The 15,441-nt window shown below is 38.2% G+C and carries 16 protein-coding genes; 7 read left to right on the top strand and 9 right to left on the bottom strand.

What is annotated here, in order from left to right; translation table 11 throughout:
- Nucleotides 1-120: 120 nt before the first annotated feature.
- Nucleotides 121-801: an arylesterase gene (locus ACO1O5_RS10245; RefSeq protein WP_486269877.1), complete on the top strand. Its 681-nt coding sequence runs from the start codon at nt 121-123 to the stop codon at nt 799-801.
- A gap of 20 nt (nt 802-821) precedes the next feature.
- Here the strand turns inward: ACO1O5_RS10245 and ACO1O5_RS10240 are convergent, their stop codons facing one another.
- From ACO1O5_RS10240 to ACO1O5_RS10225, 4 genes are all read right to left on the bottom strand, one after another.
- Nucleotides 822-1,538, bottom strand: a complete 717-nt coding sequence (locus ACO1O5_RS10240; protein ID WP_486269875.1) for a hypothetical protein — start codon at nt 1,536-1,538, stop codon at nt 822-824.
- Between the two features lie 99 nt (nt 1,539-1,637).
- Nucleotides 1,638-2,273 (bottom strand): DUF6266 family protein, encoded by a 636-nt coding sequence (locus ACO1O5_RS10235; protein ID WP_486269873.1) that lies wholly within the window; start codon nt 2,271-2,273, stop codon nt 1,638-1,640.
- 323 nt (nt 2,274-2,596) lie between these two features.
- Entirely contained in the window at nt 2,597-3,526 is a 930-nt protein-coding gene (locus tag ACO1O5_RS10230; protein WP_486269871.1) for a Nif3-like dinuclear metal center hexameric protein, read from the bottom strand.
- A 182-nt stretch (nt 3,527-3,708) separates the two neighbouring features.
- Nucleotides 3,709-4,143: a winged helix-turn-helix transcriptional regulator gene (locus ACO1O5_RS10225; protein WP_486269869.1), complete on the bottom strand. Its 435-nt coding sequence runs from the start codon at nt 4,141-4,143 to the stop codon at nt 3,709-3,711.
- Between the two features lie 111 nt (nt 4,144-4,254).
- Here ACO1O5_RS10225 and ACO1O5_RS10220 point away from each other — a divergent pair, with 111 nt between their 5' ends.
- From ACO1O5_RS10220 to ACO1O5_RS10205, 4 genes are all read left to right on the top strand, one after another.
- Complete coding sequence (locus tag ACO1O5_RS10220; protein ID WP_486269867.1) at nt 4,255-5,055, top strand: SDR family oxidoreductase; 801 nt, start codon at nt 4,255-4,257, stop codon at nt 5,053-5,055.
- Nucleotide 5,056: 1 nt separating this feature from the next.
- A complete protein-coding gene (locus tag ACO1O5_RS10215; protein WP_486269865.1) occupies nt 5,057-5,188 on the top strand; it encodes a hypothetical protein in 132 nt (43 codons plus the stop codon).
- Between the two features lie 27 nt (nt 5,189-5,215).
- The gene (locus ACO1O5_RS10210) at nt 5,216-6,217 is read left to right on the top strand and encodes an NADP-dependent oxidoreductase (RefSeq protein WP_486269863.1); all 1,002 of its coding nucleotides are present in this window, start codon (nt 5,216-5,218) and stop codon (nt 6,215-6,217) included.
- Nucleotides 6,218-6,789: 572 nt separating this feature from the next.
- Nucleotides 6,790-7,335, top strand: coding sequence for an REP-associated tyrosine transposase (locus tag ACO1O5_RS10205; protein WP_486269861.1), 546 nt, complete (start codon nt 6,790-6,792; stop codon nt 7,333-7,335).
- Between the two features lie 478 nt (nt 7,336-7,813).
- Here ACO1O5_RS10205 and ACO1O5_RS10200 read toward each other — a convergent pair whose 3' ends face one another.
- The 3 genes from ACO1O5_RS10200 to ACO1O5_RS10190 form a co-directional block, all read right to left on the bottom strand.
- Nucleotides 7,814-10,066 carry an AAA family ATPase gene (locus ACO1O5_RS10200; protein ID WP_486269859.1) on the bottom strand — a complete coding sequence of 751 codons (2,253 nt, stop codon included), beginning with the start codon at nt 10,064-10,066 and terminating at the stop codon, nt 7,814-7,816.
- Nucleotides 10,067-10,357: 291 nt separating this feature from the next.
- Nucleotides 10,358-10,804, bottom strand: coding sequence for a hypothetical protein (locus ACO1O5_RS10195; protein ID WP_486269857.1), 447 nt, complete (start codon nt 10,802-10,804; stop codon nt 10,358-10,360).
- A gap of 42 nt (nt 10,805-10,846) precedes the next feature.
- On the bottom strand, nt 10,847-11,377 hold the full coding sequence (locus ACO1O5_RS10190) for a hypothetical protein (protein WP_486269855.1): 531 nt from the start codon (nt 11,375-11,377) through the stop codon (nt 10,847-10,849).
- A 289-nt stretch (nt 11,378-11,666) separates the two neighbouring features.
- On the opposite strand from ACO1O5_RS10190, the gene ACO1O5_RS10185 reads away from it, so the two are divergent.
- Both ACO1O5_RS10185 and ACO1O5_RS10180 read left to right on the top strand, forming a co-directional pair.
- Nucleotides 11,667-12,518 (top strand): C1 family peptidase, encoded by an 852-nt coding sequence (locus tag ACO1O5_RS10185; protein WP_486269853.1) that lies wholly within the window; start codon nt 11,667-11,669, stop codon nt 12,516-12,518.
- Between the two features lie 217 nt (nt 12,519-12,735).
- Nucleotides 12,736-13,311, top strand: coding sequence for a hypothetical protein (locus ACO1O5_RS10180; protein ID WP_486269852.1), 576 nt, complete (start codon nt 12,736-12,738; stop codon nt 13,309-13,311).
- Between the two features lie 158 nt (nt 13,312-13,469).
- Here the strand turns inward: ACO1O5_RS10180 and ACO1O5_RS10175 are convergent, their stop codons facing one another.
- Nucleotides 13,470-14,588, bottom strand: a complete 1,119-nt coding sequence (locus ACO1O5_RS10175) for a vWA domain-containing protein (protein ID WP_486269850.1) — start codon at nt 14,586-14,588, stop codon at nt 13,470-13,472.
- Nucleotides 14,585-15,441 (bottom strand): AAA family ATPase (locus tag ACO1O5_RS10170; protein ID WP_486269848.1); only part of this gene is annotated, 857 nt, incomplete at its 5' end. The genes ACO1O5_RS10175 and ACO1O5_RS10170, both read right to left, overlap by 4 nt.

Below are 15,441 nucleotides of genomic sequence, written 5' to 3'. Positions count from 1 at the left end.
TGTCGCTATAGCAAATGGCATATTTTTTTATGTATAAATATTTTAATAAAAAGTTACCCTATAAAATTACCTGAATTCTTATTTGTATTCCAGGCAGCACTAAAATTTATGAGCTATTTAATGAATAAGATCTTCCTTCTCCATCTTTTTATTTGTATTGCTATAATAAGTTGTAACAATAACAGTAGCAAAAAAGTTGATGAACAAACGAAACCTTCAGCGAATACATCCGCTGATTCTTCAGCGAAGCGTAAAACAATTTTATTCTTTGGCAACAGCATTACCGCAGGTTATGGTTTGGAACCTGATGAAGCGTTTCCTGCTTTGATCCAGGATACAATTGATTCATTACATCTTCCTTATAAAGTAATAAATGCAGGCGTGAGCGGCGAAACCACTTCCGGCGGAATAGGCCGTATAGACTGGATACTACGCCAGCCTGTTGATGTATTTGTTTTGGAACTCGGCGGTAATGATGGGCTTCGTGGCATCCCGTTAACGGTAACCAGGAAGAACCTTCAGGCTATTATTGATAGAGTAAAAACGAAATATCCGTCAGCAAAAATTGTGCTTGCCGGGATGGAGATTCCACCCAATATGGGACAGGATTATACTTCGGAGTTTAGAAAAATATATCCTGAACTGGCCGCTAAAAACAATGTTTCTATAATACCCTTTTTATTAGAAGGCGTAGGGGGCGATCCCAAGCTAAACCAGGATGATGGCATACATCCGAATAAGACCGGTGAAAAAATAGTTGCCGAAAATGTTTGGGAAGTTTTAAAAAAGATATGTCGTTAAGCGACCAGGTACCGCGCTTGTTACTTATCCATAAGGTGTGATAAAACATTGTTTGATTGTATAATTTGCTCTTCATCAAAATCACGCTCTTCGTCTAGCATATTTATTAAGAGTTGCAACTGTGCCTGTAACATTACTAATTTTTCTGACTCTTTCTGTTGGCGCCCTTTAAGGTCGTGGTGTATGAATGTTTTATGCACCAGCCATGGCACGTCGCTGTTACTATGATATTCTCCCAAAGCCATCCCTTCCCTGCAAATACCCGTTGAGTATTGCTTTCCATCTTTTTTAATTATCTGGAGTTGCAGGTAACCACTGTTGTTGAAAAATCTTTTGATGGCTTCTACCGGGCTGTTTAAATCCAGTTGCAGCCGCTCATTATACCTTGCGAAAAAATGGCCATTAAATACTTCCATATATTTTCCACTGGAACTGTACCTGAAGGCTTTCAGCCCTTTTGCTGAATAATAATATGCCACACAACAGGCAATGGCATCGTAAACATTTTTATATTTTGCAACCGCTGGCGCCTTTTGCATGAATACGATCCATGTGTTTTTAGATGCTGTTTTCACGGGATAGGCTTTAGAGTAAGTCTTTGCTTTATCAATTTTAAACTTTCTTCTTTCCCGGTCGTATTCGTCCAGCAACCGGTCCACCGTAGTCCTGGTTAGCCTTTCCAGGTCTTTCAGAATTTCGTTGGTAACTTCTTTATTATTCATTGCGGGCACCAGCATAATAAATTAATTTTTATAAACAACGGGTGAATAAATATTTTTATTATATCGTTACTATCTAAGAGGCGGTATTGAATAACAGTAATGGCGTAAGAGATATTAAAGCGTAATACTTCCCGTATACACACTGTCGGCTGCATTGCTTTCGTCGGCGCTAACAAAGCCTATCCATGTTTCTGCAATGCCTTTCATTGATTTCATTGGCAGCACTGCCTTACCATCTTTTCTTGTGGAAGTACTTATCTCATACATTGCCGTTTTGGTTTCCGGAAAATAAGCAACCATTAATACCTTATCTTCTTCTTTAGCAGTACCGGTACCTGTGTTATCAACCCAGCTAAATACAATATCGCCATCATCATTAGCTAACGCAGACGCATACACGGCGCCCGGCAGCATACCCATGGAAATTAGAACTAACGGGTATTGCAGTGATACTTCAGGTTCTTTTACAATTGCCCGGTTCATAATAGCGCTGGTAGCCCGGTTATAGCCCGTACTGGTTGCTCCGTTTGCGGGAAAGCTTGTATTAAAAAAGCCTGAGCCGGAGAATGGTTTTGTAAATTCATTGCACACTTTTATTTTTTGTTGTTGCACCAGCCGCTTTTCACTTTTAACGTTATCTTTCCTCCTGGTCCTGCTGCGCATGAAATTTCCACCGTTTCTTATATAACCGGTCACCACACCCACTTTGCCCGTGAAACCGCCATTGATGCCATTAATAATTCGTGCCATAGTTTTTGTTTAAATGAGTTCGTATTGGTTTGCGAACTGATTTTAGGATAATTGCTTATATCAATAAACGAACAGAAAGTTTATTTATTGTGTAAGCAGATCGCTTCCCCGGATCGATCACTTATCGAATACATAACGAACACATAGCGGCAGCATATCGAAAATGTGCAGGAGCAAATATTTTTTTTTGTAACAGGCAGGATTTACCTGGATAATTCCGGTGATGGAGGGGAACGGGAAAAGAAATTTATATGGGTAAACAGCCTGTAGCTTTCTGTAACTTTTAGGTATAGCATACCGGAAGGCAGGTTTTAATTACGACACTAAAGAAACGATAAAGAATTACCACTTGGAATGTGACTGCTTTTTATAACCGGTACTTTTTCCTTTAACCAGTTTAGCATAAACTCCGAGCCCGGTTCTTCGCTGGCAATATGGCCGAGAAGTACTAATGAAATATTATCTCCTTTGGCTCTTGCATCCCTAACGTATTCGGCAGTTTCCCATTCGGATATTTCGCCGCATATCAATACATCCGGTTTTATTTTGCCGATTGATTCGATCTGTCTCCTGCCGCCGGCAGCTCCGGGCATTAGTAACAACCGGCTGCACGAATGGGATGGCTCACCAATGTATCTTACTTTTTCTATCGATAGTTTTTCTTTAAGATGACCAATCAAATCTTTTAATGTGGCTGCGGCCGGTAAAGTAATAATGTTGGGTACCTCATGATCGGCATATTTTTTCCATTGCAATTGTTCCAATACACCCATGGTAACGCCATCCGGTACGAGGCTATGGATGTAATCATGGTTTCGCCAGATGGCCATGTTATGTTGCTTTAGCAGGTTGGCTTTGTATTGATACACGTCATCGTTCTGCAACCACGAAGTATCATCCGTATGATTGTAAAATGTAGGTTCATGAGCAATAATAAAGTTTGCACCAAGATCAATAGCCTTGCGGATGACTTCAATCGTAGCAAACATGGTAGTTACAATTCCGGTCACTTGTATGTCCCTGTTGCCGGCCTTTAACGTATCCACTGTATTGGTAAGAACGCCACCGGGCACTTCTTTTATAAACAAGTCCATTATATCTCCAACCGTATAGGTTTCGTTCATTTTATTTATGCCTGTGGCTTTGTTTATTACGGGCATCGTTAATAAAGCGCCTGCAGTTAATAGTGAGTTGGCAATAAATTTTCTCCTGCCAACTGATGGGTGATCATTGGATGAAGATGGATGTTTCATGTTGCTTTTTTTGATTGTAATGATGTTGTAATTTATGGAATAATTGCGGTTACATTACATGAGTTAGTACGGAACAGGTATATAATATTTTAGCTGCGCCAAATTCCAGTGATTAGTAACGGGTGATTAAAATATTCTGTTGACTTGATACCAAAAGCAGCAAGAGTTTTATACAGTTCATGTTAACTGCTGCTTTTTTTCACGGTCATTTTCATTTTCAATTCTTTCGTAACCTGTTTCACAAATTTGTCCTTGTCTTTCTTCGCTTCTTTGATTGTCGCTTTTAGGTCGGTTGGCATTTCATAATATTTTTCTGACCAAATGTAAACTTCCATAATTACAGGTAACAAGTCAATTCCTTTTGGTGTCAGTCGGTACAAAATTTTTGCTTTACTGTCCGGGTGTTCTGATTTTTCAATAATGCCATTTTCTTCAAGTCCTTTCAGTCTTGATGCTAAAATATTGGTGGCAATACCTTCGTCCGATTTTAAAAAGTCGTTATAGGTACATTTATTTCCGAACATCATGTCCCGGATAATGAGTAATGACCACTTGTCGCCAAATACGTCAAGCGAGATTCCTAATGGACAGTCAGACCTTTTTTTACTTGCTTCCATAAAATAATTAAAAAATATTTTGAAAAATAACTTGCAATTTGAAAGTTGTTTATATATTTGCACTTGCAAAATGCAAGTAAAATTACAATTTAAAAAGTAAAACAGGTAAAAATGAAAAAAAATATTTTAGTAACAGGGGCATCTTCCGGCTTTGGTTTGTTAGTCGCAAACGAACTACACAGAAAGGGTTACAATGTAATTGGTACAAGTCGTAACCCCGAAAAGTATGTAGCGAAGTTTCCGTTTAAGATGATAGCATTAGACCTCGATTCAGAACAATCAATAAACACATTTTCAGAAAGAATTTTCGGCGAAATAAGCCAGTTGGATATTCTTGTTAACAATGCCGGCTTTTTAGTTTCTGGCATTGCAGAAGAAACACCCATTGATTTAGGCAGGCAACAATTGGAAACAAATTTTTGGGGGACTATCAAAGTTACGAACGCTGTATTGCCGCATTTTAGAAAACAAAAGTTTGGTAAAATAATAACTGTAGGTTCCATTGTTGGACTCGTATCATTTCCCAATGCCGCTTACTATGCAGCTTCCAAACATGCATTGGAAGGATATTTCAAATCGTTACGTTATGAATTGAGTGAGTTTAATATTAGTGTTTCTATGATTGAACCTTCTGCTTTTAAAACAAGCATCCTGGATAATTCATCTTCGCCTTTAACGAAAATTGAAGATTACAATACGCTAAGGGGTAAAATTGAAAAATTCACTAATGACTTAGTAGAACAAGCCGAAGACCCTTCATTAGTCGTAGGTAAAGTGCTTAAAGTAATTGAAACGGATCGGCCTAAATTCAGAAACATTGTCGGTAAGGGCACTTCTGCTCTGATTAATCTGCAGCACTTTGCTTATGGGATTTTAGAAAAAAATGTTCTTAAGCAATTAAACAAAAATTAAAATGGAAACAACTCAAAGTGATTTTAACAGAGGCAAATACACTCAGCCCAGGGGAAACATTATTACTGAATCCCATGGAGCGATACCCGTTGCCCGTATCGGCGGCGGTCCGAATGCCTTGTTAGCTAAATAAAATAACAGATCAATAAAAATCAGAATAATGAAAGCATTCATAGTAAAAAAATACGGCAAAAAAGAAAAACTGCATCTGACAGAAATAGCGGCACCTGGTGTAAGAGAGAATGATGTGTTGGTGCAAATACATTCGGCAGGTGTGAACCTGTTAGATTCTAAAATCAGAGATGGCGAATTCAAACTTTTTCTACCATACAAACCTCCATTCATATTGGGGCATGATGTGGCAGGCATTGTAACCAAGGTTGGTTCAAGAGTAAGCAAGTTCAAAATTGGTGATGAAGTTTATGCAAGACCAGCGGATTTCAGAATGGGGACTTTTGCTGAATTTATTTCAATCAATGAAAAAGATGTTGCGATGAAGCCGAAAAATATCTCCATGGAAGAAGCCGCATCCATTCCTTTGGTTGGTTTAACTGTGTGGCAGGCACTTGTTGAAAAAGCAAATCTGAAAAAAGGACAGAAGGTTTTCATACAGGCAGGTTCGGGAGGTGTCGGAACATTTGCCATTCAGTTGGCGAAACATTTGGGTGCAACTGTGGCTACAACAACAAGTGCGGCAAATTTTGATTTGGTAAAAAGTTTGGGTGCAGATGTTGTGATTGATTACAGAAAGGATGATTTTGAAAACATACTGAAAGATTATGATGTGGTGTTGAACAGCCAGGATAAAAAGTCGCTTGAAAAATCGTTGCGAATATTAAAACCTGGTGGAAAAGTTATTTCTATCTCTGGTCCTCCTGACCCTGATTTCGCAATTCAAATTAATGGTAACTTGTTTTTGAAAATAGTTATGCGGTTACTGAGCGCAAGTGCCAGGAAAAATGCAAAGCGGCTTGGTGTAAATTTTTCTTTTCTGTTTATGAGAGCAGAAGGCAAACAATTAGGTCAAATAACTCAACTTATTGAGGCTGGTGCCATAAAACCGGTTATTGGTAAAGTGTTTCCGTTTGAGCAAACTAATGAAGCATTGTCTTACGTTGAAGCAGGTCGGTCAAGAGGAAAAGTTGTTGTCAAAGTCAGGTAGCTTTCGTTTGTGTAGGGTTTCTCTTAAAGTAGCTGCTTACGTTTAGGCCTTGCTGCTATGCCGGAAATTTATATCGTTTAGCCCACAACGTTAGCCAAACTTGCCTGACGGCAGGCAGGTTGAAAAACTATTGATGAAGATATGTCGAATTGCTCAATAATGAAAGTCTGCCGGAACCGCAGCTGATAGCATTACAAAAGATGAGGATTTACTTTGTACAGGCACAAGATGGCTTACCCCACAAAACCCGCTCCACACTCTTGCGCCAGGCTTCTTTTCGATATGCTTGGACTATGATGGGTATCATAATCTAATTGTTTCAAGCACTTTATCTGCTGATCTCAATGCACCTTCAACAAAACCATTGTAATCGCAATATGCTTCCCCACAAATATGAACATTCTTAGTATTATTCCCAAATTGGCGCAATTATCTCCACTCTCTCCGTTGCGTTATAAAGAATGTTGAGTTGGCGCAAGTTTGGTAGCCGGGCTTTGAAGCTTAGCCATACTTGTGCCATAAAAAAAGAACGACCTACTTGGGCTATATTGAAGAGATGCTTATATTAGTGTATGAGCCGTAAATATAAATTTCACGATAACGATAAACTGTATTTTATTTCCTATGCCACGGTAAACTGGATTGATGTTTTCGTAAGAGAGGAATACAACCAGGTTATTATAGATTCATGGAAACACTGCCAGGAAAAACGAGGTTTGGAAATTTATGCATGGTGTATTATGCCAAGCCATGTTCACATGATAATAGGAAGTACACAAGACAAGTTAGAGGATATTGTTCGTGATATGAAAAAGCATACTTCATCCGAACTTAAGACAACGATTAAAAACCATCCGCAGGAAAGCAGAAGAGAATGGATGATATGGATGATGGAGCGGGCGGGTAAGAAAAATGGCAATAACAAAGATTGGCAGTTTTGGCAACAGCATAATAAACCGCTTGAAATTACGGGCCAGGAAATGTTTGACGAAAAATTAGCTTACATACATCAGAATCCTGTGCAGGCAGGCTTTGTAACAAAAGAAGAAGATTGGAAATATAGCAGCGCTCGTGACTTTTGCGGGATGAGCGGATTGGTTTCATTAAGTTATAGTTAGTCTACATTGGCACAAGTAACCCAGGCACAAGCTAAGCCTCATACTTGCGCCATGGTACATTCTATATGCTTGGACTAACATGGGGATTTGCTTTGTACAAGCACAAGATGGCTTACCACACAAAACCCGCCCCACACTCTTGCGCCAGGCTTCTTTTCGATATGCTTGGACTAAGATGGGGAAAGGTCGTCGTCAAAGTCAGGTAGCTTTCGTTTGTGTAGGGTTTCACTTAAAGTAGGAGCTTACGTTCAGGGCCTTGCTGCTGTGCCGGAAATTTATATCGTCTAGCCCACAACGTTAGCCCAACTTGCCTGACGGCAGGCAGGTTGAAAAACTATTGATGAAGATAAGTGCAAAAGATGAACAATGAAAATCCTACCAGAACTGCTACTGATAGCATTACAAAAGATGTAGAAATGTAGTTCAGTCAGCATAGTAGCAAGCCGCTTTGTTGTGTGCAGCCAAACGTCATCGTTTGTCATACCTGTTTAATTAATTTCAAAAAATCGCCCAAAACAGCTTGTGCATTTTGCCCCTCGTTTCTAAGCGTATTGTTGTGCAACTCAATATTTAGGTTATCGCACAAGTCAATGAAGACTTTATATTTTGGAGTTTTATCAAAGTCATTCTGTGAGATTGTTTTAAGTTTGGCTACGAAAGTCCTAACACTCTTTCTTGTGTTAATTTCATCTTCAAGTTCAAATAAATATTTTCTTGCAAAAACACTTTCCAGAACTCGTCTACACTTTGCACAAAGCCCTTCGTAATTTATAATAGGTTTATTTGATGAATAAATATTTTCAATTTCTTTTAAGTCTTTTAAATTTTCATCTTCAATAAATTCGTTGTAAACATTACAATCTACAAGGGTACTTTTTTTTACTCCATTAGTGTCGCCATCAGGAATTAATCTAAGAGGCTTGGGATTGTCGAGTTTCATAAATAGCCACTTAAAAAACTCCGATTCATGTGTGAGTATTATTAACTGATTTACATCTTTTTCGACGTATTCGCCTTCTGGAGTAATTAAGTATGGATTAGCTAAAAGTTGAACTGTCTTAACTCTCCTGTCAGAATTAAAACTTGAAAATGGGTCGTCAAAGACAATTATTTTTTCATTGAGTTTTTCATCATGAATCATTAAAGAATAAAAAAAAGCAAATGCCAATACTCTTTTATCGCTCTCACTAAGTGTATTTTTGAAGTTTGGTTTTCCGGTAGAAGTTTCATCTATTGAAACTTTGTGGGCATTAAAGAACTTTAATGCAAAAATCCTTTCACTTTGCCCAACTATTCTTTTAATCGGTTGAAAATCGCAAATTCTAAAGTCTGCTTGAAGTTCCTGTAAAATTTTATTTATTGTATCGAAATGAATCCCGAATAAATTAGTGCTATACCGATTTAATGCTTCTCTTGTAGATTCTCTTTTAAGTTTTTTTGTCTCTTGAATTCCGTCAATGCTATCATACTCTTTTAAAAAATCATCCCATTCTTTAGTGTGTCTAATTTTTGAGAACTCAAGTTTCTTGATTCGTTCATCGAGTACTTTTATATTTACTTCGCCTGTAAATACATTTTTTGTTTTCAATTCATCTGTTTGCTCTTTAACTTTTTTAACAGCTTCAATTAGGGCATCATACTTTTCAAAATTTACATCACACCCTATGTCTTTTATTTTTTTTGTGAATTCGGCGTTTATATTCTCTTTAAGTTGTTTTAATTCTTCTTTATTCAACTCTCCAGGTACGAGAGTGATTTTTACCGATGCTAACTTGTCTTGAATAGATTCTAAGAAAGTTGTAGGATTCCATTTTTCAAACTTCGAAACAGCATTAGAAATCTCTGTTTGCAAAGTCCTGTATTGCTGTGAAAATAATTGAGAATATGCAGAAAGTAAATCCTTGGCGTTTGAATCGAGAGATTGCCCACAAAATACACAATCCACTTGTTCATCTTTTGTTAGGTTTAAACCTGTCTGCAAAAAATCTTTTGTATGATTAGGATTTTTCCATGTCTTTAAAATATGTTCTGTTACAATTTCAGCTTGAACCTGAATTGAGTTTGATAAAACAGTTTTTGTATTTTGGGTAATTATATTATTAAGTAAGGTTTCAATCGTTTCAAAAATACTTTTGATTTTTTCCTGATTATTGGCGGTTTCAATAGTTGCCTGTATATCTTTGATTGCGCCATCTATGTTTTCAATTTTCGGAAGGTCGGAAAATTCCTTAGTTGAAATCTCTTTTTTGAATGTTCTGTTAAACTCGGTTGTCTTTGCTGTTTTCCTCGCTGTCAATTCATTTAGCTCATCCTGAATAGTATTTATCTCATTGGCAAGTTTTTTCCCCTCTGTTCCTATTATAATGCTGTGAAGATTTTTTTGATGTCCGTAGGTTATTTCGTTTCCTTCAAAAATATTTTCATTGATGAATTGTGTGTCAAAGATTTCAATATTTTCAAATCCTTGAACCCATTCATTACTTGGGTATTTGAACTGCTTATTTGTTTCGTCAATGAATTCAACTTGCTGGCTTCCTGTATAACCAAATGTTTTCCTACCTTCTATTATTGCAACGTTACCCGTTTTGAAAGACCAAAGAATGTCTGCCAAGGTGCTTTTCCCTCCTGTGTTTTGCCCGAAGATGATTGTGTTTTTATTGAAATGTCGCCCACCGAAGTGGCAGTCGTGAAACCTGCCAATCCCTTTAATATTTGTAAATCTTGAAATCATCCTTTGGTTTAATGGTCAATCTAATTTAGGCTTTTGATGTCAAAATGTTATTGTCATACCAGCGGCCGCTACGAAGCACAAATTGGTTGCGCAAAACGGTAGGGCTTGCTGCTGTGCTGGAATTTAATATCGTTCAACCCACAACGTTAGCCCAATTGAAAAACTATTGTTGAAGATATGCACAAAAGCTGAACAATGAAAGTCCTGCCAGAACTGCTGCTGATAGCATTACAAAAGATGAGGATTTGCAGGTCTGCTGGCATAGCAGCAAGCAGCATGTAAGCGGTATTTTCAGGCTTGCTTGTCTTGCAAGTCCGGAAAACGCTGATATAGACGATTTAAGGTTAATGATCCTTTTGGTCCAAAAATTCCAAACAGCCTCTTTGGCTTTTCCATAACAGACAATTTTTCTAGAATTCCACTTTGTAATACTTCAAAAGTTATTATATTAAATGATCTGGTAAACGATCGGTGAATAGATAAAATGTCAGAGTTTAAAATATTTCTTCCCCCAATAATCACTGAATCACCAATTTCAAGACTTTGAATTTTCCTGTAAGTCATTTGTATGTAAGTACTTATTGTCCCTAAGCACAATATCCCCGAAAAAAAATAAATCCTTTCTAGAACGGTTACTCCCTTTAAATCAGGGAAAAAAAAAGATAAGGTAAAAGTAAGAATTATGCCAGGCAAAGAGTTAGTAAAAATTGCATCTTTTAGATTTCCGCTAATTCGCATGGTTTGGTTTTTAATTGCCGCTTTGTTGTGTGTAGTAATAAATCATTCAGTCTGTTTTTGCTTAAAAGTCTTTACATCTATTTTTGGCGGTGAAGGTCGGGTCGGTGCTGGTGGAGCGCCGTCTGAACTCTCTAAAGTGTCAATATAATTTTTTAGCATTAGAGGGTCAATTTTAGTCCCGTTTGTGCTATCAATTAAAGTGTCAAGAAATTCGCTCAGCCTTTGAATTTCAAAGGAAGCATTTTGCGGAATAAAAAAAATTTTCTTGTTATGTCCATTAGTGTTATAGTCGAAACAGTAGCTTAATCCATCGTAAATACCGTTATCTGCGGTGTAAGAATAATTTGTTTTATAACTCTTATTTGCAAACGCAGATTCAATAAGATGAAAAAGTGTGTCGCCAATGATACCATTAAAATATTTTGGGCTTTTCATCCAACTTTCATGTCGCATCAGCACAAACCTACCGGTGCTGTCAATATTAATATAATGGTCTAAATAAAACTCGAAGTTATTTGCCGTCTGATTGAAGTGCCAATAATAAGCCGAATATTTGAGGTCTTGAGTCGCCAAAGTTTTTATCCTCGGCTGTTGGGAACAAGCTGAAAACGTCAGAATGAAAAGTATGATTATTAAAGGTCTCAAATTTATTACACACAACTCATCATTGTCGCACCTTAAAACTAAACAATTGCGGCAATGCTCCCAAATCAGCTTCATTTGCGCATCCACGCATCTTCAAAATTTTAAAAGAGTTAATACAATACACATCTTGCTCCTATCGTTTTAAAATGGATGCTACATTAATTTCCTGCTAAACCCGGGACTCTTTTTATGAAAGAGAAAAATCCAATGCTGCCCAATGTTGTTTAAAACGCTTCCAATAATTCTATTAATCTCCGCAGTTACCATTTCATATTCGCATGGTAAAAATGTAAATAATGAAAATAAGTACCTACTGAATATTCCCGGCTTCTTCAACAGAGCAATTGACACGTCTTATTTTGATGTCACTGACCCGACAGCACCCGGTATCGATGCCAACAATAATCTTACATCGGGCCTTAAATCATTACCACCTGCCGTCAGCCTTGATATGCCTGTACCGGGCGACCAGGGAAAGCAGCTTTCGTGTGGTGCATGGGCAACTGTGTATGGCGCCGGTAGTTACTATATGCATCTTAAAACCGGGGAGCCGTATAGTGACAGCGAAATTTTAAGTCCCGCTTTTGTATATAACCAGGTGCCTAAGGGTACAGGTGGTACCGCTGCCTTTATGGATAATTTAGAATTATTTAAAGCCCAGGGCGCTTGTTCGCTAAAGAGCATGCCTTACTACGCTAATGATTATTCAACGCAACCTGACAGTGTTCAACATCACGAGGCGGCGAAGAATAAAATACAAGGTTGGGAAAAAATAGATCCCCATAATCTTACCTTACTGAAAAAGGAGCTCTTTCAAAAAAGGCCGGTTATTTTTTTTATTGCCACCGATGAAGGATTTGATAAAATAACGTCTCCATTTACCTGGAAAGAAAGATGTGGTCAATTGGGCGATGTGCATTCGATGTTGGTCACCGGCTACGATGATAGCAGGAATGCTTTTTTGGTAATGAATTCCTGGGGCACTTCCTGGGGCGATAAAGGTTTTATTTGGATCGATTATCAATTCTTTTTACGGAACGCTTCACCGAATGCCTATATATTGAGATAGCGTATTTGGCAACTCATTCGACAGTAGCTTTAAAAAAATCTTCCCCACATAGTAGCGTTGATGCTTAACCGTTATAACTGACCTGGTTGGAGTTGAACGGCATTTTGTTTTTAAGAAAAATTTTGTTTCTTTAATAAAATTACCGGGAGGGAAACAAATGAATCTTTTCTTTAAAAAAAGCATCTTCTTTTTATTGTTATTTATAAACCTGCAATCAATGTCGCAAAAAATAATCCAGGGTGAATATTATTTCAGGAAAATGGAAATGGCATCCGGTTTTAATTTTACGGCAGATGGTAAGTTTGAATTCTTCTTTAGCTATGGAGCCGTTGATCGCAACGCAACGGGAACCTTTTCTGTAAAAGGCGATACACTAAAACTTAAAAGCAATAAAGAACCCGGCAAAGATTTCACCGTAACGAGCCAATCAAAACAATTAAAAGGATACAAGCTTAAGTTTAATAACGCTAACAAATACCTGGTTCAAAATATCCTGTGTATATTTCTTACGGACGGTAAGAGACAGGAAGCCTATACGGACAATAACGGCGAGGCATCTGCCGACCTTGCCCATTGCGATACTATCTATGTTCAGCATACGCTGTTTCCGGATATCCTTACGCTTGTAAAAGACAAGGCAAATGATAATAACCGGTTTGAGCTTGCCTTAAACCCCTCCCTGGAACAGGTTAGTTTTAAAGGCATCGATTTTAAAATTGAAGATGATAAAACCCTCACGTGTCTTCCCAATTACTTCCTGGATATGCCGGATATTAAATTCATAAAAGAATAGCCCGGTTTTATTTTAATATGCAATTAATTTAGGGCTGCCCGGTGAACAATCACGTATATTATGCCCGGTAATTGATTTTTGTATGTGATATTCATCGATGATTGAATTCGAATTAACAGGTTAGAGATAATCGCAGACTTTAGTGGAGAAAGATTTTCTTATAGCAACTTACTCAATTGCCTCAAACTTTCAACATTATGAACCGGGGCAAAAGCATCTATATAAGGCATAGCCGCGTTCATTCCCGCTACATCAGGCCGATAGCCCGAATAGCCGGCAGATGGGTTTAGCCAGATAAGTTTTTTTGATTTGAAATGGATATACGCCATGCTCTTTTTAAGTGTATCAATATTACCCGTGTCCCAGCCATCGCTTAAAATAATAACGATGGTTTTTGAGTCGATCATTTTTTTTGCATGGTCTTTCACAAATGCTGCCAGTGATTCTCCTATTCTCGTGCCCCCGGCCCATCCACTCTTTTCAGCGCCGAGCAAGTGTAATGCTTCGCGAAAATTCTTTTGTTTTAATAAGGATGTTATTCTCGTAAGTGAAGTACTGAACACAAATGTTTCCATCCGGCTATACACCTGCTGGAAAGCGTATATGAATTGTATCAAAAAAGCAGAATATAACTCCATCGACCTGCTTACATCACAGAGCACAACAAGTTTCATCCTGTTTCTCCTGGGTTTGCGGTGAACTATATCGAGCAATTCACCTCCCCATCGCATATTTTTTCGCAGTGTTTGCCGCAAATCCGGCATAGCGATTTTGTTAGATGGCTTATAGCGCCTGTTTGTTCTTGCGGCAAGCCTGTTTGCCAGGGCTTTGATGATTTGCATGAGTTCGTTTACCTGGTCTTCCGGTACTGCAGAAAAATCTTTTTGTGAAAGATTTTCGTGCAGGCTGTAGGTTGCTGTTTCTTCTGTATCATCGTTCCGGTTACCATGTAGCCATGCTTTCAGCGATTTGAACGAAGCTTCCTGCTGTGCCGGTTTTTTAGCGTTGGCATCATCTTTCTTTTTTGCATTAACTGCTGTTTCCAACTCTTTCCAATACGCATGAAACAAATCATCAAATTCATCCAATTGGGATTTGCTACGACAGAGGATAGACTTCAGCGCTAACAGGAAAATTTCATTGCTGCTGAAATCAATATATTGCAATGCATGCAGCGCTGCAGCCTCTTCATCCATTCCTGCATTAAAACCTTTCTCCCGAAGAAAAATGCAGAACCGGACAATGTTCTTTGATAAAGATGTTTGTCTTGAAATCATAACGTATCAAGCTTTGAATGAACGCCTGTTTTTTCAAGGAGCTCACTTAGCGACAATTGAACTTCCCTGGTATCACTCCAGTCTTTCAATACAAGGCCTAATGTTTGCTCAACAATATTTTTATCAAGATGGTCAATATGAAGGGCTGATAAAGCCATAGCCCAGTCGATCGTTTCAGCAATACCCGGTTTCTTTTCCAGGTTGGTAATACGCAATTGCTGCATGAATCGTGTGATTTGTTCGGCTAGTTTTGCATCAATGCCGGGTACTTTATTCCTGACGATCAGCCATTCTTTTTCAAAATCAGGATAGTCAATGTATAGATACAAACAACGCCTTCTCAATGCATCACTTAATTCACGTGTACGGTTTCCCGTTAGTATCACGTGAGGAATATGGGTTGCCACAATGGTACCCAATTCGGGAATGGTTATCTGCCAATCACTCAGTACCTCCAGTAAAAAACTTTCAAACTCTTCATCAGACCTGTCGATCTCATCTATAAGGAGCACGGGTTTTTTATGGTGTGTTATTGCCTGTAGCAATGGCCGTTTCATGAGGAAGGCATCACTGAAAATTGTTTTCTCTTTTTCTTCAATTGATTGTGCATTGTGCTCCACCATTTTAAGGTGAAGCAATTGCCGTTGGTAGTTCCATTCATATAGTGCGTGTGTTGCATCAAGGCCTTCATAACATTGCAGGCGAATCAAATCTGTTTGTAAAGCATTAGCCATTACCTTGGCAATTTCTGTTTTGCCTACACCCGCAGGACCTTCTACCAGCAAGGGTTTGTTTAGTTGCAGCGAAAGAAAGACGGACATGGCAACAGCATCGCCTGTAATATACCCTTGCT

The organism is Ginsengibacter sp. (assembly GCF_057362405.1).
Note: the sequence above shows the minus strand (reverse complement) of the source record. Positions and strands in the feature narration are given on the sequence as shown.